Source organism: Rhodoferax sp. RT4P68 (assembly GCF_056521305.1).
Genome location: NZ_JBWMBB010000020.1, coordinates 37,276 through 62,653, shown reverse-complemented (window position 1 = coordinate 62,653; position 25,378 = coordinate 37,276). Strand labels below are relative to the sequence as shown.

The 25,378-nt window shown below is 65.8% G+C and carries 27 protein-coding genes and 1 tRNA gene; 2 read left to right on the top strand and 26 right to left on the bottom strand.

The window, feature by feature from the left end; all coding sequences use genetic code 11:
- Positions 1–69 precede the first annotated feature (69 nt).
- The 17 genes from AC099J_RS29620 to AC099J_RS29540 form a co-directional block, all read right to left on the bottom strand.
- Positions 70–252 carry a DUF2065 domain-containing protein gene (locus tag AC099J_RS29620; RefSeq protein WP_479618906.1) on the bottom strand — a complete coding sequence of 61 codons (183 nt, stop codon included), beginning with the start codon at positions 250–252 and terminating at the stop codon, positions 70–72.
- A gap of 8 nt (positions 253–260) precedes the next feature.
- The gene (hflC, locus tag AC099J_RS29615) at positions 261–1,160 is read right to left on the bottom strand and encodes a protease modulator HflC (RefSeq protein ID WP_479618905.1); all 900 of its coding nucleotides are present in this window, start codon (positions 1,158–1,160) and stop codon (positions 261–263) included.
- A gap of 12 nt (positions 1,161–1,172) precedes the next feature.
- Positions 1,173–2,570 carry an FtsH protease activity modulator HflK gene (gene hflK / locus AC099J_RS29610; protein ID WP_479618904.1) on the bottom strand — a complete coding sequence of 466 codons (1,398 nt, stop codon included), beginning with the start codon at positions 2,568–2,570 and terminating at the stop codon, positions 1,173–1,175.
- 19 nt (positions 2,571–2,589) lie between these two features.
- Complete coding sequence (gene hflX / locus AC099J_RS29605) at positions 2,590–3,798, bottom strand: GTPase HflX (protein ID WP_479618903.1); 1,209 nt, start codon at positions 3,796–3,798, stop codon at positions 2,590–2,592.
- Between the two features lie 72 nt (positions 3,799–3,870).
- Positions 3,871–4,125: an RNA chaperone Hfq gene (gene hfq / locus AC099J_RS29600; protein WP_479618902.1), complete on the bottom strand. Its 255-nt coding sequence runs from the start codon at positions 4,123–4,125 to the stop codon at positions 3,871–3,873.
- A gap of 173 nt (positions 4,126–4,298) precedes the next feature.
- Positions 4,299–5,636 (bottom strand): ribosome biogenesis GTPase Der, encoded by a 1,338-nt coding sequence (der, locus tag AC099J_RS29595; RefSeq protein ID WP_479618901.1) that lies wholly within the window; start codon positions 5,634–5,636, stop codon positions 4,299–4,301.
- A 9-nt stretch (positions 5,637–5,645) separates the two neighbouring features.
- Positions 5,646–6,776 carry an outer membrane protein assembly factor BamB gene (bamB, locus tag AC099J_RS29590; RefSeq protein ID WP_479618900.1) on the bottom strand — a complete coding sequence of 377 codons (1,131 nt, stop codon included), beginning with the start codon at positions 6,774–6,776 and terminating at the stop codon, positions 5,646–5,648.
- Positions 6,773–7,435: a YfgM family protein gene (locus AC099J_RS29585; RefSeq protein ID WP_479618899.1), complete on the bottom strand. Its 663-nt coding sequence runs from the start codon at positions 7,433–7,435 to the stop codon at positions 6,773–6,775. Before AC099J_RS29585 ends, bamB begins: the two co-directional genes overlap by 4 nt.
- Before the next feature lie 14 nt (positions 7,436–7,449).
- Positions 7,450–8,736, bottom strand: a complete 1,287-nt coding sequence (hisS, locus tag AC099J_RS29580; RefSeq protein WP_479618939.1) for a histidine--tRNA ligase — start codon at positions 8,734–8,736, stop codon at positions 7,450–7,452.
- 56 nt (positions 8,737–8,792) lie between these two features.
- On the bottom strand, positions 8,793–10,079 hold the full coding sequence (ispG, locus tag AC099J_RS29575) for a flavodoxin-dependent (E)-4-hydroxy-3-methylbut-2-enyl-diphosphate synthase (protein ID WP_479618898.1): 1,287 nt from the start codon (positions 10,077–10,079) through the stop codon (positions 8,793–8,795).
- Between the two features lie 2 nt (positions 10,080–10,081).
- A complete protein-coding gene (locus AC099J_RS29570) occupies positions 10,082–10,951 on the bottom strand; it encodes a helix-turn-helix domain-containing protein (RefSeq protein WP_479618897.1) in 870 nt (289 codons plus the stop codon).
- Positions 10,944–11,780 (bottom strand): type IV pilus biogenesis/stability protein PilW, encoded by an 837-nt coding sequence (gene pilW, locus AC099J_RS29565; protein ID WP_479618896.1) that lies wholly within the window; start codon positions 11,778–11,780, stop codon positions 10,944–10,946. The genes AC099J_RS29570 and pilW overlap by 8 nt, the downstream gene beginning before the upstream one ends.
- 3 nt (positions 11,781–11,783) lie before the next feature.
- Positions 11,784–12,941, bottom strand: a complete 1,158-nt coding sequence (gene rlmN / locus AC099J_RS29560) for a dual-specificity RNA methyltransferase RlmN (RefSeq protein ID WP_479618895.1) — start codon at positions 12,939–12,941, stop codon at positions 11,784–11,786.
- 93 nt (positions 12,942–13,034) lie between these two features.
- A complete protein-coding gene (gene ndk, locus AC099J_RS29555; protein WP_479618894.1) occupies positions 13,035–13,460 on the bottom strand; it encodes a nucleoside-diphosphate kinase in 426 nt (141 codons plus the stop codon).
- A gap of 153 nt (positions 13,461–13,613) precedes the next feature.
- Entirely contained in the window at positions 13,614–15,113 is a 1,500-nt protein-coding gene (locus AC099J_RS29550; RefSeq protein ID WP_479618893.1) for a pseudouridine synthase, read from the bottom strand.
- Positions 15,110–15,835 (bottom strand): SMC-Scp complex subunit ScpB, encoded by a 726-nt coding sequence (gene scpB / locus AC099J_RS29545; protein WP_479618892.1) that lies wholly within the window; start codon positions 15,833–15,835, stop codon positions 15,110–15,112. The genes AC099J_RS29550 and scpB overlap by 4 nt, the downstream gene beginning before the upstream one ends.
- Positions 15,836–15,967: 132 nt before the next feature.
- Positions 15,968–16,975 (bottom strand): RluA family pseudouridine synthase, encoded by a 1,008-nt coding sequence (locus AC099J_RS29540; protein WP_479618891.1) that lies wholly within the window; start codon positions 16,973–16,975, stop codon positions 15,968–15,970.
- Positions 16,976–17,010: 35 nt separating this feature from the next.
- Here AC099J_RS29540 and AC099J_RS29535 point away from each other — a divergent pair, with 35 nt between their 5' ends.
- Positions 17,011–17,796 (top strand): outer membrane protein assembly factor BamD, encoded by a 786-nt coding sequence (locus AC099J_RS29535; RefSeq protein WP_479618938.1) that lies wholly within the window; start codon positions 17,011–17,013, stop codon positions 17,794–17,796.
- On the opposite strand, the gene AC099J_RS29530 is transcribed toward AC099J_RS29535, so the two are convergent.
- A complete protein-coding gene (locus tag AC099J_RS29530) occupies positions 17,759–19,825 on the bottom strand; it encodes an ATP-dependent DNA helicase (protein WP_479618890.1) in 2,067 nt (688 codons plus the stop codon). The genes AC099J_RS29535 and AC099J_RS29530 overlap by 38 nt on opposite strands.
- Before the next feature lie 6 nt (positions 19,826–19,831).
- Positions 19,832–19,987, bottom strand: coding sequence for a YdcH family protein (locus tag AC099J_RS29525; protein ID WP_479618937.1), 156 nt, complete (start codon positions 19,985–19,987; stop codon positions 19,832–19,834).
- Between the two features lie 140 nt (positions 19,988–20,127).
- Between AC099J_RS29525 and AC099J_RS29520 the strand changes: the two genes are divergently transcribed.
- Positions 20,128–20,889 carry a PP2C family protein-serine/threonine phosphatase gene (locus AC099J_RS29520; protein WP_479618889.1) on the top strand — a complete coding sequence of 254 codons (762 nt, stop codon included), beginning with the start codon at positions 20,128–20,130 and terminating at the stop codon, positions 20,887–20,889.
- 77 nt (positions 20,890–20,966) lie between these two features.
- Here the strand turns inward: AC099J_RS29520 and AC099J_RS29515 are convergent.
- The 7 genes from AC099J_RS29515 to iscU all read right to left on the bottom strand — a co-directional run bounded on the left by AC099J_RS29515 (position 20,967) and on the right by iscU (position 25,376).
- Positions 20,967–21,041, bottom strand: a tRNA-Val gene (locus AC099J_RS29515).
- Positions 21,042–21,067: 26 nt separating this feature from the next.
- The gene (gene dnaQ, locus AC099J_RS29510; RefSeq protein WP_479618888.1) at positions 21,068–21,781 is read right to left on the bottom strand and encodes a DNA polymerase III subunit epsilon; all 714 of its coding nucleotides are present in this window, start codon (positions 21,779–21,781) and stop codon (positions 21,068–21,070) included.
- A 2-nt stretch (positions 21,782–21,783) separates the two neighbouring features.
- Complete coding sequence (fdx, locus tag AC099J_RS29505; protein WP_479618887.1) at positions 21,784–22,122, bottom strand: ISC system 2Fe-2S type ferredoxin; 339 nt, start codon at positions 22,120–22,122, stop codon at positions 21,784–21,786.
- Entirely contained in the window at positions 22,123–23,997 is a 1,875-nt protein-coding gene (hscA, locus tag AC099J_RS29500) for a Fe-S protein assembly chaperone HscA (RefSeq protein WP_479618886.1), read from the bottom strand.
- 4 nt (positions 23,998–24,001) lie between these two features.
- Entirely contained in the window at positions 24,002–24,547 is a 546-nt protein-coding gene (gene hscB, locus AC099J_RS29495) for a Fe-S protein assembly co-chaperone HscB (RefSeq protein WP_479618885.1), read from the bottom strand.
- Positions 24,548–24,637: 90 nt separating this feature from the next.
- Positions 24,638–24,961 (bottom strand): iron-sulfur cluster assembly protein IscA, encoded by a 324-nt coding sequence (iscA, locus tag AC099J_RS29490; RefSeq protein WP_479618884.1) that lies wholly within the window; start codon positions 24,959–24,961, stop codon positions 24,638–24,640.
- 1 nt (position 24,962) lies between these two features.
- Positions 24,963–25,376 (bottom strand): Fe-S cluster assembly scaffold IscU, encoded by a 414-nt coding sequence (gene iscU / locus AC099J_RS29485; RefSeq protein ID WP_479618936.1) that lies wholly within the window; start codon positions 25,374–25,376, stop codon positions 24,963–24,965.
- Positions 25,377–25,378: the final 2 nt, after the last annotated feature.

Here is a 25,378-nt window from a genome sequence, read left to right as displayed (position 1 = left end):
TAAAAAAGGGATTCTACCGGGCGACCGTGACCGCACCGGCGCGGCGCGGCCCACCAGCGCAACGGTCGATCAGGCGACGAACCAGAGCAGGACGAGGCCCGTCAGCACACTGCACATGCCGATGAACCGGATCTGCCCATCGTGCATTTGCAGCATCTGCGAGAACATGCGGCGCCACCCACCGGGAGACGCGAGGGGCAGCAGCCCCTCGATCACGAGCACCAGGGCCAGCGCGGCCCACAGCGTGTCCACCGCAGCGCTCAGCGCGGGGGTGCCGTGCCCGGGGTCGTCGCTCCGCGCATGGCGCGGAAGAACTCGGACGACTGGTCGATCACCATCACGTCGCCCTTCTTGTTGAAGCTGGACTTGTAGGCTTCCAGGCTCCGGTAGAACTGGGCGAACTGCGGATCGCGTCCGAAGGCATCTGCATAAAGCGCGGCTGCCTCGGCATCGCCCTCGCCCTTGATCTTCTGCGCTTCGCGGTAGGCATTGGCCACCACCACTTCACGCTGGCGGTCGGCGTCCGCGCGGATCTTTTCGCCCTCGGCGAAACCGGTGGAACGCAGTTCGTTGGCCACGCGCTTGCGCTCCGCTTCCATGCGTCGGTAAACCGATTCGGTGATGGCTTCCACGTAGTCCACTCGCGTGATACGCACGTCGATGACGTCGATGCCCCACGGCTTGGCCCCACGCACGACCTCGAGCACCTCGCGCTTGACATCGGTCATCAACTCCTCACGCCGGCTCGACAGCAGGTCGCGCACGGTGCGGCGGTTGATCTCTTCCTGGAAGGCGTTGCGCACGACCCGGTTCAGCTGGTTGGCGCCGGCGCTTTCGTCCAGGCCCACGTTGCGGATGTACTCCGACGGGTCGGTAACGCGCCAGCGGATGTACCAGTCGATCACCACGCGCTGCTTCTCGGCCGTCAGCATGGGTTCGGCATCGGTGCTGTCCAGCGTCAGCAGCCGCTTGTCCAGGTAGCGCACGTTCTGGAACGGGGGCGGCAGCTTGAAGTGCAAGCCGGGCTGGGTGATGACTTCCTTGATCTGCCCGAGGGCGTAGACCACGCCGAACTGGCGCTGGTCAACAACAAACAGCATGGAACTGAGTGCCGCCAGCAAGACCAGCAGCGACGACGCGATAAAACCTACTCTATTCACTTCTGTTGTCTCCTAGCGCATGTCACGGTCACGTGAGCGGCCGTCTCGCGCTCGCAGGTCGCCGGGGGATGCGGGCGGCCCGTTCGGCGCGGGCGGCACCACGCTGCCGGCACCAGCAGGGTTGCCGTCCACACCGGTGGTGGCGCCTTGGGCCGTCATCTGCATCAGCTTGTCCAACGGCAGATACAGCAGGTTGGAACCCTGGCGTGAATCCACCATCACCTTGGTCACGTTGTTGTAGACCTGCTGCATCGAATCCACATACATGCGGTCACGCGTCACCTGCGGCGCTCGTTGGTATTCAGTCAACACAGAGCGGAAGCGCTGCGCGTCACCGTCGGCCTGGGCCACGATACGGGCCTTGTAGGCCTCAGACTCTTCCTTCAAGCGTGAGGCCGAACCGGTCGCCCGCGGAATCACGTCGTTGGCGTAGGCCTGTGCTTCGTTCTTGGCGCGTTCACGTTCCTGTCCGGCCTTCAGCACATCGTCGAACGCAGCCTGCACCTGCTCGGGCGGTCGCACGCCGCTTTGCTGCAAGTTGATGCCGACGACTTCGATGCCTACCTTGTAGCGGTCCAAAATCGTTTGCATCAAGGTGCGCACGCGCGGGCCGATCTGGTCGCGTTCCTCGGCCAACGCCGAGTCCATGCGCATCTTGCCGACCACCTCGCGCACGGCTGTCTCGGCAGCCTGCACAACGGCACCGGTCGGGTCCTTGCTCTCGAACAGGAAAGCGCGCGCGTCGTTCAGGCGGTACTGCACGGCAAACTTGATCTCGACGATGTTCTCGTCCTCGGTCAACATGGCCGACTCACGCAGCCCCGTGGCCTTGATGACGGCGTCGCGGCCGACGTCAATGGAGCGGATCTGCGTCACGAACACCAGCTCGTGGCGTTGGATCGGATATGGCAGGCGCCAATTGAAGCCGGCGCCAACCGTCGACTTGTAGCTGCCGAACTGCGTGATGACGGCCTGCTGGCCTTCCTGCACGATGAAGAAGCCAGTGCCCAGCCAGATGAGCACCACGACGGCGCCGATCAGGCCGACGCCGATGCCGGCGCTCTTCATGTCCGGTTGAAAACCACCACCGCCCATGCCGCCGCCCGAGCCATTGCGCCCCGGCCGTGTGCCGCCGCGTCCGCCGAACAGCGCGCCCAGTTTGCGGTTCAGATCGCGCCACAGTTCATCGAGGTCGGGCGGCCCTTGGTTGCCGCCACCTCGGTTGGGGCTGTTGCGAGGAGGCTCGTAAGGGCGCGGAGGATCGACTTCCGGACGGCGCGCATCCGGCTTCTCGTCTGACTCGGTCGGCTTGTCGTCTCCACGGCCCCAGCGAGGATCGTTCAGATTGAACATGCCGCGGATGCGGCTTGGCAGACCGGCCCAACCCGACGGCCGAGAAGAAAGATTCATTCGCTCTGGTCTCTTGTAGTCAACGTGTGATTGTGCCGAATCGCGGATCGGCCTCATGATACCCAGGGGAATCGTCTGACAGAGGAGAAGCCTGGCTGTCAGAGGCTTGCTGCGCCCGGTGCGCGAGCTCGGTACGCAAACCGGCCACGCCCTCACCGCTCTGCGCGCTGACGAAGATCCGCGGCACCGGCGCGCCGCCCACGAGCACCGTATCGGCCAGCAGCGCCGGCCGCTGCGACGGGTCCAGCGCATCGAGCTTGTTGAACACCACCAGCATCGGCACGGCATCGGCCCCGATGTCGGTCAGCACGCGCTGCACCTCTTCCATCTGCTCGGGATGGTGCGGATTCGAGGCGTCGACGACGTGCAGCAGCAGATCGGCATCGGCTGCCTCCTGCAGCGTGGCGCGGAACGCGTCGACGAGCCCATGCGGCAGGTCGCGGATGAAGCCCACGGTATCGGACAGCGAGACGGTCCGCCCGGCCTCGCCCAGGTACAGCTGGCGCGTGGTTGTGTCGAGCGTGGCGAACAGCTGGTCGGCCGCATACGCACGGGCCTTGACCAAGGCATTGAACAGGCTCGATTTGCCAGCGTTGGTGTAGCCAACCAAGGAAATCGTGAACGCGTCACGGCGTTCGCGCTGGCGGCGCTGGGTGCCCCGATGGCGCACGACCTTGGCCAGCCGTTCACGCGTGCGTTTGATCGACTCGCCGATCATGCGCCGGTCCAGCTCGATCTGGCGCTCGCCCGGGCCACCGCGGGTGCCGATGCCACCACGCTGGCGCTCCAGGTGCGACCATCGCCGTACCAGCCGCGTGCTGAGGTATTGCAAGCGCGCCAGTTCCACCTGCAGCTTGCCTTCATGGCTGCGCGCGCGCTGCGAAAAGATGGTCAGGATCAACATGGTGCGGTCGTTGACCGGCAGTTCCATGTGTCGTTCCAGATTGCGCTGCTGCGCCGGGCTCAAGTTCTGATCGAACAGGACTTCCGTGGCACCGTGCATTTGCGCCAGCAGCTTGATCTCGTCCGCTTTGCCGCTGCCCACAAACAGGGCTGCGTCCGGTGCCTTGCGCTTGCAGGTGATGCGCGCCACCGGCACCAGCCCGGCGGTTTCGGCAAGCAGTCCCAGCTCTTCGAGTTCCTGGTCGAAATGCGGCAGGCCAAAGTCGACGCCGACCAGAATGGCCGACGCCGCCGTGGCGTGTTCCGCGGAGTGAATGTCAGTCAAGCGAATCGATGGAAAGACGCACACCCCTTGCGGGGCATGCAGGGAGCCGGTACTGGCCCGGCTCGATCAGCGTCAGGGCGCCGCGTCGGGCGCGCCCTCTTCCTGAGCCGCCTGGAAATTCACCGCACGGCCCGGAACGATCGTCGAGATGGCGTGCTTGTAAACCATTTGGGTCACAGTGTTGCGCAGCAGCACAACGTACTGATCGAATGATTCGATCTGACCCTGAAGCTTGATGCCGTTGACGAGGTAAATCGACACAGGCACATGCTCTCGACGCAGGGTATTCAGGAACGGGTCCTGCAGAAGTTGACCTTTGTTGCTCACGATATTCTCCGTGTTCAGAGTTGTTATTTGGAAGCATTGACCATACCACACGGGGTCTGGGACACCGGTGGAAACACCGATGTCCTTATGGTGCATGTTGGGACTTCTGCCCGAATCGTTCAGCCGATTACGTCAGAAACCGTACAACTCCGGTGAGTTCCACTGGTCCAGCCCTACTTTTTGTCGGCGAACGGGTTATCAGATCTACGCATCTCGATCCGCAACGGGGTGCCTGTCAAGTCGAATTCCTTGCGGAACCGGCCCTCCAGAAACCGCTTGTACGTTTCTGTCACGTGCTCTAACGAGTTGCCGTGGATGATGATGATCGGCGGATTCATGCCGCCCTGGTGCGCATAGCGCAGCTTGGGCCGGTACATGCCCCCGCGCTTGGGGCTCTGGAACTGCACAGCCTCCAGCAACAGCCGCGTCAGCACCGGCGTGGACATCTTGCACATGGCGGCCTTGTGCGCCTGGGTGATGGCGCCCCACACCGGCCCCAGGCCCTGGCGCTTTTGCGCCGAGATGAAGTGCATCGATGCGAACTTGAGGAACGGCAGCCGCGTCTCGATCGAGCGCTGCACCAGTTGACGCTGGTAGGCGTCCACGGCATCCCACTTGTTGATGGCGATGACGACGGCGCGGCCGCTCTCCAGGATGTACCCCGCGATGTGCGCGTCCTGGTCGGTCACGCCCTGTGTGGCGTCCAGCAGCAGCAGGACGACGTTGGCGCCCTCGATCGCCTGTAAGGTCTTGACGACCGAGAACTTCTCGATGGCTTCGAACACCTTGCCGCGCCGGCGCAGACCGGCCGTGTCGATCAGCTCGAAGCGCTGGCCGTGCCGCTCGAAGGGCACGGAGATCGCGTCGCGCGTGGTTCCTGGCAGATCGAATGCCACCAGGCGCTCTTCGCCCAGCCAGGTGTTGATCAACGTCGACTTACCGACGTTGGGCCGCCCTGCGACCGCCAGACGGATCACGCCGGGGTCGGCGCCCTCCTCGTCTTCGCCCACCTCTGGCAGTTGCAGTGGCGCAAGCGCCAGATCCAGCAGCGTGCGAATGCCCTGGCCGTGCGCGGCGGAGACTGCATGCACCTCCCCCAGGCCCAGCTCGTAGAAGTCGCTGGTCTGGTGGCTCTCGGTCATGCCTTCGGCCTTGTTGGCCGCCAGCACACAGGGTTTGCCGAGGCGCCGCAGGTAGTTGGCGATGTCGTGGTCCTGCGCGGACACACCGCCCCGCGCGTCGACCACGAAGATCACCACGTCCGCTTCAGCAACCGCCTGGCGCGTCTGTTTGGCCATCTCCTTGTAGATGCCACTCTCGGCCGTCGGCTCGAAGCCGCCGGTGTCGATGACGATGTACTCCTGCTTGCCGTGCTTGCCATTGCCGTAGTGACGGTCACGCGTCAGGCCAGCGAAGTCGGCCACGATGGCGTCGCGCGAACGCGTCAACCGGTTGAAGAGCGTGGACTTGCCGACGTTGGGCCGGCCCACCAGGGCAATGACAGGTTTCATGTCGCTCGATTACTCCGGCGCGAAGCCGAATACGCCACCCTTGCGGGTGACCACGATCAGCGTGTCATCGGCCACGACCGGCGCGGCAACGATGGCCGAGCCGTCGGTGGTCACGCGGGCAAGCGGGGTGCCGTCCTCGCGCGACAGGAAATGCACGATGCCGGACTCGTCGCCGAGAACGACTGAGCGCCCCAGCGCCAGTGGCGCGGTCAATTCGCGATAGCGCAGGCGTTCGCTGACCCAGGCGCGCTCGCCGTCGGCACGGCGCCACGCCACGACCTTGCCGTCACGCTCGGGGCCGAACACCAGCTTGTCATCGCCATGCACCCCCTGGTAGCCGGGCGATGGCTTGGTCCAGGCGACGCTACCGCCCGCGGTGTTCACACATCCGACAGCAGCCTGGAAGGCGCGCGTGCAGACCGAATCGCCGACCCGGCTGACGCGGCCAACCAGGTCGACCAGGCGTTCGACGTCATTGGTGCCACGGGGTGTAGCAATGGGGGCATCCCAGCGGACCGAACCGTTCGCCGGGTTCAACCCGACCAGGCGACCGGACGAGCCGACCACCAGCGTGTCGCCAACGGCCAGGATCACGCCCGGCTGGCGCAACACCAGAGCTTCGCCAGGGCGCTGCTGGTTCCACAGCCTGCGCCCACTGGCGCCGTCCAGCGCCGTGACCGAACGATCGCCCGCGAGCACGAACACGCGGCCGCCTGCGACTAGGGGCGAAGTCAGCACCTGGCTGGCCATGCGCTGGCGCCAGAGCTCACGTCCGCCTTCGAACGCCACGATTTCATTGCCCCGGGTTGCCACGGCGACCAACTTGCCATCGCTGCCCACCCCTGCGGAGACGCGGCTCTTGGTCGAGGCGCGCCACAATTCGCGCCCACTTCGCGCGTCCAGCGCCACCACCATGCCGTCACTGCTGGCCATGGCGATCTGGCTGCCAACGACTTGTACTTCCAACGGGAACGCCACGTCGCCAAGCTGGGCGCTCCAGACCTGGCGAACGCCGAGCAGGCCCGGGTTGGGTCCCAACTCCGCAGGCTTGGGTTTGCTGGAACTGGCGCAGCCCCCCAGCAAGGCAAGTGCCATGCCGCAGACGGCCAGCCGGCGACGGCTCCACAGGGCCGGGCTCACTTGCCGGCCCCTGCGGCCGTCGGATCGACACCCATGGCATTGAGCTTGACCTCGACCATGCGGCGGTACTCCATGCGCTCTTCCAGGCCTGCAAAGGCTTTGCCGTATTCGGTCAAGGCTTCGGCCTTCTTCCCTTGTGCCAGCAGGACGTCACCCCGGCGGTCCGATGCCAGCGCCGCGAACTCGCCCGGAAAGCTGCCCGAGAGTTGGGCCATCGCCGCATCGTAGGACTTGGCATCCAGGTGCATGCCAGCCAGTCGCAGGCGTGCCATGGCCTGGTAGGCGGGGTCGGACGCCTTGTCGGCCACCCAGCCCAGCGCCGCCTTGGCGGCATCCAGGTTGCCCTTGTCATGCAGCGTCTTGCCGGCAAGCAGCCCGGCTTGCTGTGCGTACAGCGTGCCGGCGTAGTTGTCACGGATGTCGCCGAAGGCACGTTCAAGGCGCGTGACGTCACCCGCCTTGGCTGCGCGGTCCACCTCGTCATAGAGTGCCGACGCCTGGGCCGACTGGTTGCGCTGCCAATACTGCCAGCCGTTCCACCCGGCGAAGCCCGCCAGGACCACGATCAACAGCCAGGTGATGGCATTGCCGTAGCGCTGCCAGAAATGCTTGAACTGGTCGAGCTGTTCTTGTTCTTCGAGATCGAGATGTTGTGCCATGGATTGCCCAAATTTTAAGCGCGCGATTGTAGGGTCGGCCCCCAGCTGGCCAGGTTCGCCAGCGGCTGCAGGCGCTGCTCACCCTGGCCATCGCGCAAGGTCTTCACGGTCACGCTGTCCTGGGCCAGTTCATCGGCACCGAAGACCAGCGCAAAGCGAGCGCCGCTGACGTCCGCCTTTTTGAACTGCGTCTTCATGCTGCCCTGCCCTTCGCCGCTGCCAGCGTGCATTTGCACCTGCACGCCCAACGCGCGCAGGGTCTGCAGGACCGGTAGCACGCGCGGCAGTGCGACCGCGTCGGGCACGACGGCATAGACATCAGGCACCGGCAGCGCCGAGGCCTCGCTCTGCGCGCGCACCAGCTCCAACACACGCTCCAGCCCCATGCCCCAGCCCACGGCCGGGGTCGGCTTGCCACCCAGCAGCTCGAACAGCCCGTCGTAGCGGCCACCGCCGCACAGCGTGCCCTGCGCGCCGAGCTCATCGGTGATGAACTCGAACACGGTGTGGCTGTAGTAGTCGAGCCCACGCACCAGACGCGGGTTGACACGCCACGAGACCCCGCAGGCCGTCAGCAATTGCTGCACGGTCTGCAAGTGCTTCAGCGATGCCTCACCCAGGTAACTCAGCAACTGCGGCGCGCCCTGCACCAGCTCTTGCATGGCAGGGTTCTTTGTGTCCAGGATGCGCAGCGGATTGGTCTGCAGCCGGCGCTGGGCGTCGGCGTCCAGGAGGTCGGCGTGCTGCTGGAAGTGCGCGATCAGCGCCGCGCGGTGCGCCTGGCGCTCGGCCGGTACACCCAGGCTGTTCAGTTCCACGCGCACATTGCGCAGGCCCAGGTCGGCGAACAGCTGGTGCACCAGCAGCATGAGTTCGGCGTCGACCTCGGGGCCGGCAAAGCCCAGAGCCTCGGCGCCGAGCTGGTGGAACTGCCGGTAGCGGCCTCGTTGCGGGCGCTCGTGGCGGAACATCGGGCCCATGTAGTAGAGCCGCTTGCCGCCGTCATACGTCAGGTTGTGCTCGATGGCGGCGCGCGCCACGCCGGGCGTGTTCTCGGGCCGCAGCGTCAGGGCCTCGCCGTTGAGCCGGTCTTCGAAGGAATACATCTCCTTCTCGACGATGTCGGTCGTCTCGCCGGTGCCGCGCACGAACAGCGCTGTGGGCTCGACGATCGGCGTGCGAATGTTGCGGTAGGCAAAGCTCGCCATGCGCGCGCGGATCTTGTCTTCCAGCCATTCCCAGCGCGCAGAGTCCGGCGGCAGGATGTCGTTCATGCCCTTCACGGCGCTGAGCTTCTCCAGCTTGGCCATGGCGGGGCGGGCCGCAGCGGCGGCAGGTGCTTGGTCTTGCATGGATGTCAGGCTGCTTCGGTCGCGGCAGGCGTGCCGAAGCGCTTCTCGATGTAGTTCTCGACGATCTTCTGGAACTCCTGCGCGATACCGTCACCGCGCAGCGTCATGGCCTTCTCACCATCGATGAAGACCGGCGCGGCCGGGGCCTCGCCAGTGCCGGGCAGGCTGATGCCGATGTCGGCGTGCTTGCTCTCGCCCGGGCCGTTGACGATGCAGCCCATGACGGCCACGCGCAACTGGTCGACTCCGGGGTAGCGGTCGCGCCAGACTGGCATCTGTGCACGCAGGAAATCGTCGATCTGCTTGGTCAGTTCCTGGAACGTGGTGCTGGTCGTGCGGCCGCAGCCAGGGCAGGCCGTGACGCTGGGCACGAAGCTGCGCAACCCCAGCGCCTGCAGGATCTCGGAGGCGACGACGACTTCCTGCGTCCTTGCCTCGCCGGGCTGCGGCGTGAGCGAAACGCGGATCGTGTCGCCAATGCCCTGCTGCAGCAGCACGGACAGAGCGACAGCCGAGGCCACTGTGCCCTTGGTGCCCATGCCGGCCTCGGTCAAGCCCAGGTGCAAGGGGTAGCGGCAGCGACGTGCGAGTTCGCCGTAGACGGTGATCAGGTCCTGCACGCCGCTGACCTTGCACGACAGGATGACCTGGTGGCCGGGCATGCCCATTTCTTCGGCACGCTGGGCCGAGGTGATGGCAGAGGTGATCAACGCCTCGTACATCACCTGCTTGGCCTCCCACGGCTGGGCGCGCCGGCTGTTCTCGTCCATCATGCTGACCAGCAGCTCCTGATCGAGGCTGCCCCAGTTCACGCCGATGCGCACCGGCTTGTTCCAGCGCATTGCCACCTCGATCATCTGGCCGAACTGCCGGTCGTGCTTGTCGCCCTTGCCCACGTTGCCGGGGTTGATGCGGTACTTGGACAGGGCTTCGGCGCAGGCCGGATAGTCGGTCAACAGCCGATGGCCGTTGTAGTGGAAGTCGCCGATCAGGGGCACGTCGATGCCCATGCGGTCTAGCTGGTCGCGGATGTGTGGCACGGCCGCAGCGGCCTCTGGCGTGTTGACTGTGATGCGCACCAGCTCGGAGCCGGCCAGCGCCAGCTCCTTGACCTGGATGGCAGTGCCGATCGCGTCCGCCGTGTCGGTGTTGGTCATGGACTGCACGCGCACGGGAGCGTCGCCGCCAATGCCGACCTCGCGCCCTTGCCAGCGCACCAGGGCCTGCATGGACTGGCGCGCGGCGGGGGCGATGGGCGCAATCGGAGTCTGGAACGATGGGGGTTGCTGCATGGTCATTTCACCTCGAAGCGCGCGACGTTGGTCTTGGCAATCGATCGCAAGTCCATGACCTTGCCGCGCAGTTGTACGTCCACGACGTCGATGCGACCGACCACCACAGCCAGTGGCAAGGCGCCCGTGGCAGTCGCACGCTCATTGGCCTGCATGGTGCGGCGCAAGATGACCACGCCGTTGGCATCGGTGACCTGGACCCAGGACTCTCCCTTGGCAGTGAACACCATCAGGCCATCGCCCTCGGGGGTCGACGCGGCAGGCACGGGTGCGGTTGCGACCGCGGCGCTCACGCCGGGCTGGGCCAGCATGGCCTGCGGCGCGGGCAGCGCCATCGAAGCCGGCGCGACGGGCGCCACCGCCTCACTGGGCACTGTCATCTGCACCGTTCCGGGCGCCGGCGTCGCAGCGTCTGCAGAAGGGTCTGGTTCCGCCGGAGCGAGCGGGTAGAAATACATGGCCAGTGCGCCGAGCAGCAACAGCAGCACGGCGAACACCACGGGACTGGGGAGCTGCCGCCAAGTCGCCCCGGATGACGAGCCCGCCGGTTCGAAGCGTTCATTGATGGGCGGCGTTGTGCCCAGCCGCGAATTTCCGATGCCCGGCATCAAGTCCAGCACCGGCTTCGGATCGATCTTCAGGCCACGGCAGATACTGGCTGCGAGCCCGCGCGCAAACGTGGCGTCCGGCAACAGGTCGATGCGGCCGGCTTCCAGCGCTTCCAGCTTGTTGACGGGCACCTTCAGCGCGACAGCCAGGGCCGCGACATGTAGGCCGGCTGCCTCGCGCGCCTTGCGCAGCATGGCGCCAGCGGCTTCTGCAGAGGGCGCCTTGCCGTCCAACGGCCCAGGGGATTGGGTGACGTCACTCATCGAAAGCCCTGCGCTCCAGTGCCAGATACTCGCGCGACTGCGCAAAACGTTTTCTCAGTTGAGCGCTCAATTGCTCGAACGCTTCCTGGTCCCCTGCACGCTGCTCGACCTTGATGCCCAGCCACAACGATTCGGCGTTGGCGTACTCGGTGTTGTTGATGCGCCGGATGTAAAACTGGGCACGCGGATAGTCCCCCCGCTGGTAGAGCAGCAGCGCCAGGTTGTAGCCAGTGATGGGGTTGCCGGGGTCCAACTCATACGAGCGACTGAAACTGCGCTCGGCCAGGGCCACCTGATTGGCGCGTTGCTGGCACATGCCCTGGGCCAGGTAGGTCTTGGCCTTGCCCGTATAGCTGGGGTGTGCAAGTGCGTGGCCGAACTGGAGATCGGCCTCGCCGAACCGCGTGAGCTGACACAACAGCCAGCCATAGTTGTGCGCCGTGTAAGGTTCACGCGGATTCAAGGCCAGGGCGCGGCGAAAACTATCTTCGGCCAGCTGCACGTCGTTCAGCCGCATGAAGATCAGGCCGCGCAAATTGAAGGCGTCCGCGAACGACGGGTCGATCGCCAATGCCTGCTTCAATTCGTCCAGTGCTACGGTGGTCTGCCCCTGGTCGAAATAGCCCGACGCCAGCTGCAGCCGGACGCGCGCGCGCCGGCGCGTCTCGGGCTCATCCGACGGGGTCAGCAGGTCATCACGCGTCGATGATGTGTGCAAGCCACCCGGCGGCACGGCGCAAGCCTGCAACTGCAGCGCAGCGAGCACGACCACACCGCTTGATGCCCACCAACGCGCACTGCACAGGCGCCGCCGCAACGAATGCCACATGCCTCAGGTCCCTTCGGGCGCTACGGCGCGCGGCGCGCCCGCACCGTGCCAGACCACCGTGCGTTGCTGCGCGATGCGCTGGCCCACGCGCGTACGGTCCTTCACGTCACCCGCCAGTTGGCCGCAGGCGGCGTCGATGTCGTCACCGCGGGTCTTGCGCACGGTGGTGACAAGGCCGGCATCCGACAGCATCTTGGCAAACGCCGCCACGCGCGGCGCGCTGGAGCGCACCAGCCCGGACGCCGGGAACGGGTTGAACGGAATCAGGTTGAACTTGCACCAGACGCCGCCATCACGGTGCTGCTCCACCAGTGCGATGAGCGCACGGGCGTGCTCGGGCTGATCGTTGACGCCGTCCAGCATGCAGTATTCGAAGGTGATGAAGTCGCGCGGCGCGTGCGCCAGGTAGCGCTTGCAGGCGGCCATCAATTCGGCCAACGGGTACTTGCGGTTCAATGGCACCAGCTGGTCTCGCAGTTCGTCGTGCGGCGCGTGCAGCGAAACAGCCAACGCTACCGGGCAGTCGGCGCCTAGGCGGTCCATCATGGGGACCACGCCTGAAGTGGACACGGTCACGCGCCGGCGTGACAGCCCATAGCCGTGGTCGTCCAGCATGGCGCGCAGGGCCGGTACAAGAGCGGTGTAGTTCTGCAGGGGCTCGCCCATCCCCATCATGACGACGTTGGAGATGACGCGCTCATCGGTCCCGAAGCGCTGGCGCAGGAAATGCTCGGCAAACCACAGCTGGGCCAGGATCTCGCCAGTCGTCAGATTCCGGCTGAATCCCTGGTGCCCAGTCGAGCAGAAGCGGCAGCCCACCGCACAGCCAGCTTGCGAGGAAATGCACAGCGTGCCGCGGTCATCTTCCGGGATGAACACGGCCTCGACCGCATCGCCCGCCCCGACGTCGAACAGCCACTTGATGGTGCCGTCTGCCGAGATGTTCTGGGTCAGAACCGGAAGCGCTGTCACGTGCGCACAAGCCTGCAGCTTGCTGCGCAGGGACTTAGCCAGATCGCTCATGAGCGCGAAGTCGGAGGCGCCGCGCTGGTGGATCCAGCGGAACAATTGCGTTGCGCGAAAGCGCTTCTCGCCCAGCGTCTCACAGAATGCCGCGAGCCCGTCAAGGTCGAAGTCCAGCAGATTGGTGGAGGCTTGCATGAACAGCCTCAGGCGTGCCGCGGGACGGGCACACTCACACCCCGCGCGATCGGTGGCGCCACGACGAGGCGGCAACGCGCGGGGCTACGCATGTCAGCGCGAATAGACGTTCATGCCAGGGAAGAAGAACGCGATCTCGACCTGGGCGGTCTCAGCGGCATCCGAACCGTGCACGGCATTGGCATCGATGCTGTCGGCGAAGTCGGCGCGGATGGTGCCGGCGGCAGCCTTCTTGGGATCGGTCGCGCCCATCAGATCGCGGTTTTTGAGGATGGCGTTCTCGCCTTCCAGCGCCTGGATCATGACGGGGCCGGAGATCATGAACTCGACCAGGTCCTTGAAGAAGGGGCGCTCCTTGTGGACTCCGTAGAACTGCTCAGCCTCGCCACGCGACAGGTGCACCATGCGGGCCGCAACGACCTTCAGGCCTGCAGCCTCGAAACGGGCGTAAATCTGGCCGATCACGTTCTTGGCGACAGCGTCGGGCTTGATGATGGAAAGGGTGCGTTCGAAAGCCATTTTTCTGGAGTCCTGGTGATTGCGGGAAGTCGATGAAGACAAAGGATTTTTCACGATGCACATGCGCACGCAAAGCCTGCCATTTTAGCCATGGCCTATGACGCGCTTTGAAAGCTTACCGGGGTCAGGGTCTTGACCCACCCACACACGGGCTTAGCGGCCGCGGCCGCCCCGCCGCTGGGGTGGACGGCCACCGCCGCCACCACCGCCTCCTCCGCCGGCTCCTCCACCGCCACCGCCACCGCCACTACCACGACGCGGCTGGCCGGGGCCCTGGCGCTGGCGCGTGAAACTGTCGGCGCCGATGTAGCCGAACGACGTTTTCATCGGATCGGGCTGACCACCCACAGGCCCCCGGTCTGCCCGGTCATCGCGGTTGCCGCGCCGCTGGCCCGGAGCACCGCCGCCCAGGGTGCTGGTCCCCAGCGGATTGGGGATCGGTCCTTCCCCGCGTCCGCCGTCCCGCCCCGCATCGCGGCCCATGTCGCGACCCGCATCTCGCCTGGGGCCACCGGCATTGCCAGCGCCCGGCGGGCGGCCACCACTGGCGTTGCGCCCGCCACGCTGCTTGCCGCGCCCGGGAGCGGCACCGCGCGGCTGGCCCTGGTTCTCGCCACCACCAGGGGGGCCTCGTCGTTCATCGCGGCGACCGCCATTGGCACCGTCCTGCGACGCACCGGCTGCGTGCATCAAGGCTTGGATGTCGCGATTGTCCAATTCCAGTGAGGCGCCGCGCTTGAGGCCGCGCGGCAGCAGCATGGCGCCATAGCGAATGCGGATCAGCCGGCTGACGGCGTGGCCCACAGCCTCCAGCATGCGGCGAACCTCGCGGTTGCGCCCTTCTGAGATCGTGACCTTGTACCAGCAGTTCGAGCCCTCGCCGCCACCGTCCTCGATGCTGCCGAACTGCGCCATGCCATCGTCCAGCCTGACGCCATCGAGCAGACGCTGCTTTTCCTCGTTGCTCAAAGCACCCAGCACGCGCACCGCGTACTCACGCTCCAAGCCGAAACGCGGGTGCATCAGCTGGTTGGCCAGTTCGCCAGAGTTCGTGAACAGCAGCAAGCCCTCGGTGTTGAGGTCCAGCCGCCCGACCGACTGCCATTTGCCCTGGAACAACTTGGGCAGCTTGCGGAACACCGTCGGCCGGTTCTGCGGATCGTCGTGCGTGACGACTTCGCCGACAGGCTTGTGGTAGGCGATCACCCGCGGCGGCGGCGCATCGATGCGCACGCGGATGGACTTGCCATTGACCTTGACCTGGTCGCCGAACTGGATTCGCTGACCAATGTGCGCCGGCTCGTTGTTGACCGAGATGCGGCCTTCGGTGATCAACTGCTCCATCTCCAGCCGCGAGCCAAGCCCGGCCTGCGCCAGGATCTTGTGCAGCTTGGGCGTCTCCGGCTGCGGTGGCAACACGCGCTTGGGCGGTGCCAGTTCTGCCAACGTCTCTTCGGCGTCGAACCGGCCCGACACGACGTCGGCGAAACGGTCGACCACGCCTGCCGGCGGCTCCGGCGCCGTCGGCGCCACGGGCGCTGCAGATTGGTCAGCCGGCGCCGCAGATTGGTCGGGCAACGTCACGGGCTCGGGAGCATCGTCCGGGATGCCGTTCTCGTCGGTTGCGGGAGCGCTGCCATGGGTGTCGTTCATAGGGAAGGATCTGCTGGCTCGGAGGTGACGCGGGGCGCCTCCTCGGTTGACGGAGAGGATTCAGCTGACGACGCATCGCCAGGGGTACAGACTTCGACCAGGGAGGTGTCGACCGGCTCGGGCGCAGCATCGGCAGCGGCATCCATCGGCAGTGCCGCTTGCGCCGGGTCGTGGGTGCGAGCCAGCGACGCCAACAAGGCCGCACGTTGCTCCGGGTCGTCGGCGGTGGGCAGTTGGTCGAGGGACTCCAGGCCCAAATCATCCAGGAATTGGCGCGTCGTGGCGAACAAGGCAGGCCGGCCGACGGTTTCGCGGTGCCCGATGACCTCGACCCAGCCACGGTCCTCCAACTGCTTGAGCACGAGCGCGTTGATGCTGACCCCGCGGATGTCCTCCATGTCACCCCGCGTCGCCGGCTGGCGGTAGGCGATGATGGCCAATGTTTCCAAAGCCGCTCGCGTGTACCGCGGTGGCTTCTCCGGATGCAGGCGGTCCAGATAGGGCCGCATGGCGGGTCGGCTCTGGAAGCGCCAGCCGGAGGACACGCCCACCAACTCCAGGCCGCGCTGGGCCCAGTCGTCCTGCAGCTCGGCCAGCAACGCCTTGATGCTGTCTGCCCCCAAGGCATCATCAAACAACACGCGCAAGTCGCGCACTGGCAAGGGCTGAGGCGAACACATCAGGGCCGCTTCGAGGACATGCTTGGCCTCTGCCGAATTCATGTTGGCTGTACGGTTCCGGGGTTGGCACCGTGACGGTGCGGGCTCGGATGCGCGGGGCAAGGCTGGCTGCAGCCAAGGCGAGCGCATCAGGCGATGGCGTCGTAGCCCTGAGTTCGGGCCGTCTGCACGCGGTCACGGATTGTAGCGCAGCCCCCACTGCGCAAGCCCTTCGCGGATGTCGTCGGGCAGCGTCGAGCGCAGGTCCAGATCCGCACCGGTCACCGGATGCCGAAACGCCAGCCTGAAGGCGTGCAGGGCTTGCCGCGTGAGGCCGGCCGCTGCTGCGCCGCCATAGAGCGTGTCCCCAACCAAGGGATGCCCGATGGACGCCGCATGCACGCGGATCTGATGCGTGCGCCCGGTGTGCAACGTACACCGCAGCCAACAGCCGGCGTCGACACGGTCCAGGCATTCGATGTCGGTTCGCGCGGGCTTGCCGGCATCACGCGCCAAGTCCACCACGGCCATGCGCAGCCGGTTGCGCGGGTCGCGGCCCACCGGCGCCTGCACCGTGCGCTGCGCAGGCCCCGTCCACGGGCGATGGGCCAGAGCCAGATATTGCCGGTGCACCTCGCGCTGCGCGATCAGCTTCACCAAGGCATCCATGGTGGCGCGCGTTCGGGCCACGACCATCAGCCCGCTGGTGTCCTTGTCGAGCCGGTGGACGATTCCCGCCCGCGGCAGGGTGGCGGCCCCTGCGTCCATGGCCAGCAGGCCGTTGAGCAGCGTGCCGCTCCAGTTGCCCGGTGCGGGGTGCACGACGAGCCCGGCTGGCTTGTCGATGACGCGAAGATGCTCGTCTTCGTACACCACCCGCAAGTCCATGGCTTGCGCCACGAAAGCCTGGCTTTGCAGGGTCGGGCGCAACTCGACCGACACGGCGTCGCCCACACGCACGCGCGCCGCCGACTTGCGCGCCGGCTGCCGGTTCACCTGCACCGCCGCCGTGTCGATCAGTTGCTGCAGAAAGCTGCGCGAAAACTCGGGCAAGAGGGCCACCAGCGCCCGGTCCAGCCGCTGGCCATGCAGGCCCGCATCGATCTGCAATGTGCGCGTCTCAGCGTCCGGCTCCAGGCCGGCGACCTCGTCCAGGGCGTCTGCCGAGGGGTCGGCCGATATAATCGGCGTCGCTTCTTTCAAGGGAAAAGTCCGTGTTTCATCACTCCAAATTATCGATGCTTGCTTCGTTGCTGGTCGCCGGCAGCGTGGCCGTGCTCGCGGGGTGCTCATCCACACCCAAGGATGAAACCGAGGGCTGGAGTTCCAATCGCATCTTCACCGAAGCGAAGGAGGAGTTGGACTCGGGTGGCTATGAGCGCGCGATCCCCCTGTTGGAGAAGCTCGAAGGCCGTGCCGCCGGCACCCCGCTGGCGCAGCAGGCTCAACTGGAAAAGGCCTACGCGTACCACCGCTCGAACGAACCGGCGCAGGCCATCGCCACGCTGGATCGCTTCATTAAGCTGCACCCCGCCAGCCCCGCGCTGGACTACGCGCTGTACCTCAAAGGCATCGTCAACTTCAACGACAACCTGGGCATGTTTGCGTTTCTGACCAAGCAGGACTTGTCAGAGCGCGACCAGAAAGCCGCCAAGGAGTCGTTCGAATCCTTCCGCGAGCTCGCGGCGCGTTTCCCGGATTCGCGCTACACGCCCGACGCCCGCCAGCGCATGAACTACATCGTCAATTCGTTGGCGCAGTACGAAGTGCATGTGGCGCGCTACTACTACTCGCGGGGCGCCTATGTCGCGGCGATCAACCGGGCGCAGATCGCATTGGCCGACTACCGCGAAGTGCCGGCTCTTGAGGAAGCCCTGTACATCGTCTACAAGAGCTACGAAGCGTTGGGCATGACACAGCTGCGCGATGACGCCCGCCGTGTGCTGGAGACCAATTACCCCAAGAGCGAGTATGTGGCGCGCGGCTTCAGGCCGAAAGACTCGCCGTGGTGGAAAGTCTGGTAGCAGCACTCGCGCCCAGCGCATCCAGCAGCTCGACGAATTCGTCCTGGGTCTTCAGCGTCCGCATCGGCGGCAGCGCCGCCCGCAGCCGACGGCCATAGCCCATCTGGGTCAGGCGCACATCACACACCACCAGCACGCCGGCGTCCGACTCGCTGCGAATCAGGCGGCCCGCACCCTGCTTCAACGCCACGGCCGTCTCGGCAATGAAGTAGTCCTTGAACGGATTGCCGCCCTCCAGTTGGATACGCTGTGTCCGTGCCTCGACCAGCGGGTCGCTCGGCACAGGAAACGGCAGCTTGTCGATCACCACCAGCTGCAGAGCATCGCCTGGCACGTCCACCCCCTCCCAGAACGAGACCGACGCGACGAGCACGCAACCGGCGTGAAGGCCAGCGCCGCCTGCACGAAACCGCTCCAGGATCCGGCTCTTGGCCATCTGCCCTTGCACCAGCACCTGCAGCGGCCCGGCGACGCCGAAGTGGCCCTGCAACTGCGAGCCGATCGCGCGCAATGCACGCAGGCTCGTGGTCAGCACCAAGGTGCGGCCGCCCAACCTCCGCACCGCGTCCACGACCAGCCGGGCGACCGCTTCACTGTGACGCGCGTCGGCCGGCTTGGGCAGGTGCGCCGGCACGTAGAGCGCCGCCTGCCGCGCGTAGTCGAACGGGCTTTCGACGCGCAGGACTTCCGCATCCTGCAGACCGCAGGGCTCTGTGAACCATCGCAGGCGCGCATCGTCACCGAGCGTTGCGGATGTGAAGATCCATGCCCGCCCGCCGGCGGCTGTCGGCGCGTCAGAATCCTCGGATTGCAGCAAGCGCGTTCGCACAGTGCGGGCGATATCGAGCGGCGCTTCGACCAGGCGAAGCTGTGTGCCGACGTCGACCCAGCGCACGCTTTCGCTTGCGCACGCCGAAGCAAACTGCACCACGCGCGCTTGCAACGTCCGTGCGCGGTCGTGCAGTCGCGCAAAGTCCGGCGACATGTCGGCCACCAATTGCAGCCGGCGCAGCACCTCTGCCAAGGCCGCGACCAACGCGTCCAGGGCTGCCACCCAGTCATCGGCGTGCAGGCCCTCTGGCGCCACACCCAGCCAGCGTAGCCTGGTGCCTGGCACCGATGGGCCGGCCAGCATGCGCAGGTCGCGCGCCGCGCGCTCCAGGTCGGCCACGCTTTCGTTCCAGTCGACAAGGCCGCGCGCAGCCTGCACCCCTGTGGCCAGTACATCCCGCGCGAAGTCCAGCAGTTGACCGGTACCCATCTGCGCGCCCAGGAACTGCACGCCGATCTCGTTGAGCTGGTGCGCTTCATCGAAGATGGCGACGCGCACCGACGGCAGCAGCTCGGCCATGCCGGACTCACGCACTGCGAGATCCGCGAAGAACAGATGGTGGTTGACCACGACCACATCGGCCGCCATCGCCTCACGGCGGGCCAGATTCACGTGACAGGCGCGGAACTGCGGACACTGCGCGCCCAGGCAGTTCTCGCGCGTCGACGTCACCCATGGGACGACGGGCGAGCGCTCGTCGAGCGCCTCAAGCTCCGCCATATCGCCTGTGCGGGTCACCTGCGCCCAGCGCTCGACCTCGGCCAGGGCGCGCAGATGCCGGTCGTCGCCGTCGCCAAGGGAGAACCGCGCGATCGACATGCGGTGCAGGCACAGGTAGCTGCTGCGGCCTTTCAGCAGCGCTGCACGGGCGGGCAAGCCGAGCTCAGCCAGCAACTGCGGAAGATCACGGCTGAACAGCTGGTCCTGCAGGGTCTTGGTTGCCGTGGACAGCAGCACGCGTTCCCCACTCAGCAACGCAGGCACCAGATAGGCAAACGTCTTGCCCACACCCGTACCCGCTTCGACCACCAGGGCACCGCCGGCGACGATCGTCCGGGCGACCGCCAGCGCCATGTCGAGCTGGCCGGTGCGGGGCTTGAAGCGAGCTTGCGCGCGGGCAAGCGGTCCGCCTGCATCGAACACGGCACGCACCTGCGCCTGCAGCGCTGTGACGCCCTCGTCCAGTGGGCTGCTCATCGTTGCCTAGGCAGGCTCCTTGGGTTCCAGTTGCATCTCCAGCTGCGAGATCTTGTCGCGCAACGCCAGGCGCCGCTTTTTGAGGCGTTGCAGCAGCAGGTCATCACGCGCGCTGTTCGACGCCAGCCGGTCCACGGCCGCGTTCAGATCGGCGTGTTCCATGCGCAGTTCGATCAACTGCCGTTCGGGGGAATGATGGTTCAAAAGCACATTGCGAGGCTGCGCCGCAACAGGCGGCGCGCCAGGAAACTTGATGATAATTGCTGCACCATCACCTAACGCCCGAGGGCATCACACCGACCATGGGCAAAGGCTATCGGATCAGCGCGGCGACAGGCATCCACAAGGGTGACCGAGACTACCAGCAGGATCAGGTCGCGCTGATCAGCCACGCACGCACGGCCGGGTGCGTGATGGGCGTTGTAGCAGATGGTATGGGCGGGCGCAGTGGCGGGCGCAAGGCATCCAACCAGGTCATGCTGACCGCACACCAGCTGTTCGAACGTTACGACCCGACAACAGACGACGCATTGGAGCTGCTGCGCAACGTGGTGTACGAAGCACACATGGTGATCAAACTCACCGCGATCGCCTCAGAGCAGGAGCCGCACAGCACCATCGCCGCGTTCGTTCTCAATCCAGCGGGCGACTGCCACTGGATTCACGTCGGCGACTCTCGCATCTACCACTTTCACAACGGCCGCCTGCGCAAGCGCACCCTCGACCACTCGTACGTGCAGACGCTGGTCGATCGCGGAGAAATCACGGCCGATCAGGCCCACAACCATCCGGACGCCAACATCCTGTTGGGTTGCCTGGGAACCGAAGCCGACCCACCGGTCGCCGTGCACCGCATTGGACAGGTGCAACCGGGCGACGTGATCATGGCCTGCAGTGACGGTGTGTGGCACTACTTTCTCGACGACGAGATGGGCGCCATGCTGGCCACACTGTCGCCGCGTGAGGCGACCGAGTTCATCATCGAAAAGGCACGTCTTCGTGCGCGCGGCGTCGGGGACAACCTGTCGCTGGCAGTGGTCAGCATCGGCCAGCTGGCAGATTGATGCCACCGCCGGGCGGCACATGTGATGGCCCCGGACAACAAAAAAGGACTTGGCACTGCTGCCAAGTCCTTTTGCTTTGGTGGGCGGTGGAGGCTTCGAACCTCCGACCCCTGCCGTGTGAAGGCAGTGCTCTACCCCTGAGCTAACCGCCCTGAATCGTGTTCAGGAAAGCCTGTGATTATGCCACAGCTTCTTCCATCATCCGCCAGACCGTTTTGCCGCCGCTCGATTTGTCGAGTTGCGCCAACACCGCTTCGTGATCATCCAACTCGTCCGCGCAGGCGATCAACACCGTGAGCGCGAACGTCGACAGGTCCACGCGCGGCACCTCGGCCACGGCAACCTCGGTCGGCTCCACGTCGATCAGCAACGCGTCCTGTCCTCGCGTCATGTTGATGTAGACATCCGCCAGCAGCTCGGCGTCCAGCAAGGCGCCATGCAGTGTGCGACCTGAGTTGTCTACGTCCAGGCGACTGCACAGCGCATCCAGCGAATTGCGCTTGCCCGGGAACATTTCCTTGGCCATGACGAGCGTGTCGGTCACGCTGGCGACGATGCCAGCCAACCTGCCCCGGCCCACCAGCTCCAGTTCGCGGTTCAAAAAACTGACGTCGAACGGCGCGTTGTGGATGATGACGTCCGCCCCCTGCAGGTAGTCGAGCAATTCATCTGCGATGGCGGCGAACTTGGGCTTGTCGCGCAGGAACTCGTTGCTGATCCCGTGCACCTTGAGCGCGTCTTCATGGCTGTCGCGCTCGGGGTTCAGGTAGAAATGCTTGTTGTTGCCGGTCAGCTTGCGCTGGACCAGTTCCACGCAGCCGATCTCGATGATCCGGTCTCCGTTGGCCGCTGACAGGCCTGTTGTCTCAGTGTCCAGAACGATCTGGCGCATGGCTAGTGATTTTCCTTGGCGTGGTTGATCGAGTACTTGGGGATCTCTACCGTCACATCCTGCTGCGCCAGCAGTGCCTGGCACGACAGCCGCGACTGTGGCTCCAGACCCCAGGCACGGTCGAGCAGGTCTTCCTCGGCCTCTTCCAATTCATTGAGCGACGCAAAACCCTGGCGCACGACCACGTGGCAGGTGGTGCAGGCGCAGCTCATATCGCAGGCATGCTCGATGGCGATGCCGTGATCCAGCAACGCCTCGCAGATCGACGTGCCGGTCGCGGCCCGCAGCTCGGCGCCTGCAGGGCAGTATTCGGGATGGGGCAATACCTTGATGATGGGCATTCAGACAGCCTCGATGTTCTTGCCGGACAGTGCCTGGCGGATGCCCTGGTTCATGCGCAGGGCGGCGAACGCCTCCGTGCCCTTGCCCAGTTGTTCGGTGGTCTGGGTCATGGCCTGGGTGTCGTCTGCAGTGCGTGCCTGTTCGGCCGCAGCGATCAACGCGTCCAGATCGGCTCGCTCGTCGATGGACAGCAGCGAACCATCGGCCTGCAGCGCGCTGCGCGTGGCCAACACCATGCGGTCCAGCTCGACGCGGGCCTCGGCCTGCGCGCGGGCCTGCATGTCCTGGCCGGCGGTCGAGAAACTCTCTTGCAGCATGCGGGCGATCTCCTCATCGCTGAGGCCGTAGGACGGCTTGACGTCGACGCGCGCCTCCACGCCGCTGCCCTGTTCCTGCGCACTGACGGTCAACAGGCCATCGGCATCGACCGTGAACGTCACGCGGATGCGCGCTGCGCCCGCCGCCATCGGTGGGATGCCGCGCAACTCGAATCGCGCGAGGCTGCGGCAGTCGGCCACGAGATCGCGCTCGCCCTGCACCACGTGCAGCGCCAGGGCGGTCTGGCCGTTCTGGTAGGTCGTGAAGTCCTGCGCCATCGCCGTGGGAATGGTCTGGTTGCGCGGCACGATGCGCTCCACCAGGCCGCCCATGGTCTCGATGCCCAGCGACAGCGGGATCACGTCGAGCAGTAGCAGATCGGCCGCGCCGCTGTTGCCGGCCAGCTGGTCGGCCTGGATCGCGGCGCCCAGGGCCACGACCTCGTCCGGGTTCAAGTTGGTCAGCGGCGCCTTGTCGAAGAAAGAGTGCACGGCCTGGCGGATCTGCGGCATGCGCGTGGCGCCGCCCACCAGCACCGTGCCTTGCACGTCGCCGATGGTCAAACGGGCGTCGCGCATGGCCTTGCGCACGGCAGCGATGGTGCGTGTCGTGAGCGCGGCCGTGCACGCATCGAAGGCTTCACGCGTGATCTGCACCGACAAAGCCTGTCTGCCCAGCGCCACCTGCAGCACCACGCTGGCCTGGTCCGTCAACGCCTCCTTGGCCGCACGAGCCGCTCGCTGCAAGGCCACGCGGTCAGCAGCGCTGTCGACGCGTAAACCCGTGGCCTGCAATGCCCAATCGGCCAGCGCGCGGTCGTAGTCGTCACCGCCCAACGCCGAATCGCCACCGGCCGCGATCACTTCGAACACGCCCTGGCTCAGGCGCAGAATAGAGATGTCGAAAGTGCCGCCGCCCAGGTCATAGACGGCGTAGATGCCTTCGCTGCCGTTGTCCAGGCCATAGGCAATGGCGGCCGCCGTAGGCTCGTTGATCAGGCGCAGCACGTGGATGCCGGCCAGCTGCGCCGCGTCTTTGGTGGCTTGGCGCTGTGCGTCGTCGAAATAGGCCGGCACTGTGATCACGGCACCGTGCAGGTCGCCGTCGAAGCTGTCCTCGGCACGAAAGCGCAAGGTGGCCAGAATCTCCGCGCTGACCTCCACCGGGGTCTTGGGCCCGGCCGCGGTGTCGATGCGGACCATGCCCAAGGCGCCGTCTGCATCCGCCACGCGGTAAGCCAGGTGCGCGCGGTCGATGTCGGCCGGCCCACGTCCCATCAGGCGCTTAACGGAGGCGATGGTGTTCTCGGGATCGGCCGTCATGGCGGCCAGGGCCTCGTGCCCGATCTGGCGTCCGGAACCGCCGGCCGACGGTGCCAGGTAGCGCACGACGGACGGAAGAATCACCCGGCCCTGGGCATCGGGCAGGCACTCGGCCACCCCGTTGCGCACGGCGGCGACCAGCGAATGCGTGGTGCCCAAGTCGATGCCGACGGCAATGCGACGCTGGTGCGGATCGGGCGAAAACCCGGGCTCGGAAATCTGCAATAAGGCCATGTCTTCATTGTCCTTCGGAAGCCATGCCCCCCACGGCGGGGCAGGCATCGCGCTTGTCGTCCACAGCATCGCCTAAACGCTCGATGAACATCAAGGCGCGCACCTGCTCGGCCGCGCCGGCGTGGTCGCCGGCCACGTCGAGCAACTGCGCCGTGCGCTGCAACAGGTCGTCGCGTACGGAGGCGAGTTCTTGGGCGAGGGTGTCGCAGTCGGACACGCTTGAAGCTTCGTCCAGCTGCTCATGCCAGGCCATCTGGCGCATCAGGAACTCTGGCGGCATCTTGGTGTTGCCATGCTTGTCGACCGGCACGCCGTTCAGCTCGCACAGGTAGGCGGCGCGCCGCAGCGGATCGCGCAGGCGTTGCCAGGCTTCATTGATGCGTACCGACCACTGCATGGCGACGCGCTGCGCGGCCGCGCCCTGCGCCGAGAACCGATCAGGATGGGCTTCGCGCTGCAGCGCCTTCCAGCGCTCTTGCAACACTGCCACGTCCTGCTCGAAAGACGGCGGCACGTCGAACAGCTCGAAATCGTTGGACTGAAGATTCATGGTGAATGGCGCGCAAGCGGGTCGGCACAAGAAAAAACCGCCAATCCGCAACATGTTGCGGCCTGGCGGTCCGGGTGGGGGCGCGGCGCGTCAGACGCGGAAGCTCTCTCCGCAGCCGCATTTGTCGCGCTCATTCGGATTCTCGAAGCGAAAGCCTTCGTTCAATCCTTCGCGAACGAAGTCCAGCTTGGTCCCATCGATGTAGGCCAGGCTCTTCGGGTCGACCAGAACCTTCACGCCGTGGTCTTCGAACACCACGTCCTGCGGCTCCGGCTCGTCGACGTATTCGAGCTTGTAGGCCAACCCCGAGCAGCCCGTGGTCTTGACACCCAGGCGCACGCCAACGCCTTTGCCACGTTTGGCGATGTAGCGACTGACATGACGTGCGGCGGCCTCGGTCAGGGTCACACCCATCTCAATGCACCTGGGCTTCCTGAGCTTGATCGGCTCCGTGCTTCTTACGGTAATCGTCGACCGCCGCCTTGATAGCGTCCTCGGCCAGGATCGAGCAGTGGATCTTGACCGGCGGCAACGCCAGTTCTTCGGCGATCTGGCTGTTCTTCAGCGAGGCCGCTTCGGCCAGCGTTTTTCCCTTGACCCACTCGGTCACGAGCGACGACGAGGCGATGGCCGAGCCGCAGCCGTAGGTCTTGAAGCGTGCGTCCTCGATGACGCCGGTCTCCGGGTTCACTTTGATCTGCAGCTTCATCACATCACCGCAGGCAGGCGCACCCACCATGCCGGTGCCGACGGTCTCGTCACCCTTGTCGAACGAACCCACATTGCGCGGGTTCTCGTAGTGGTCTACCACTTTTTCAGAATAAGCCATGA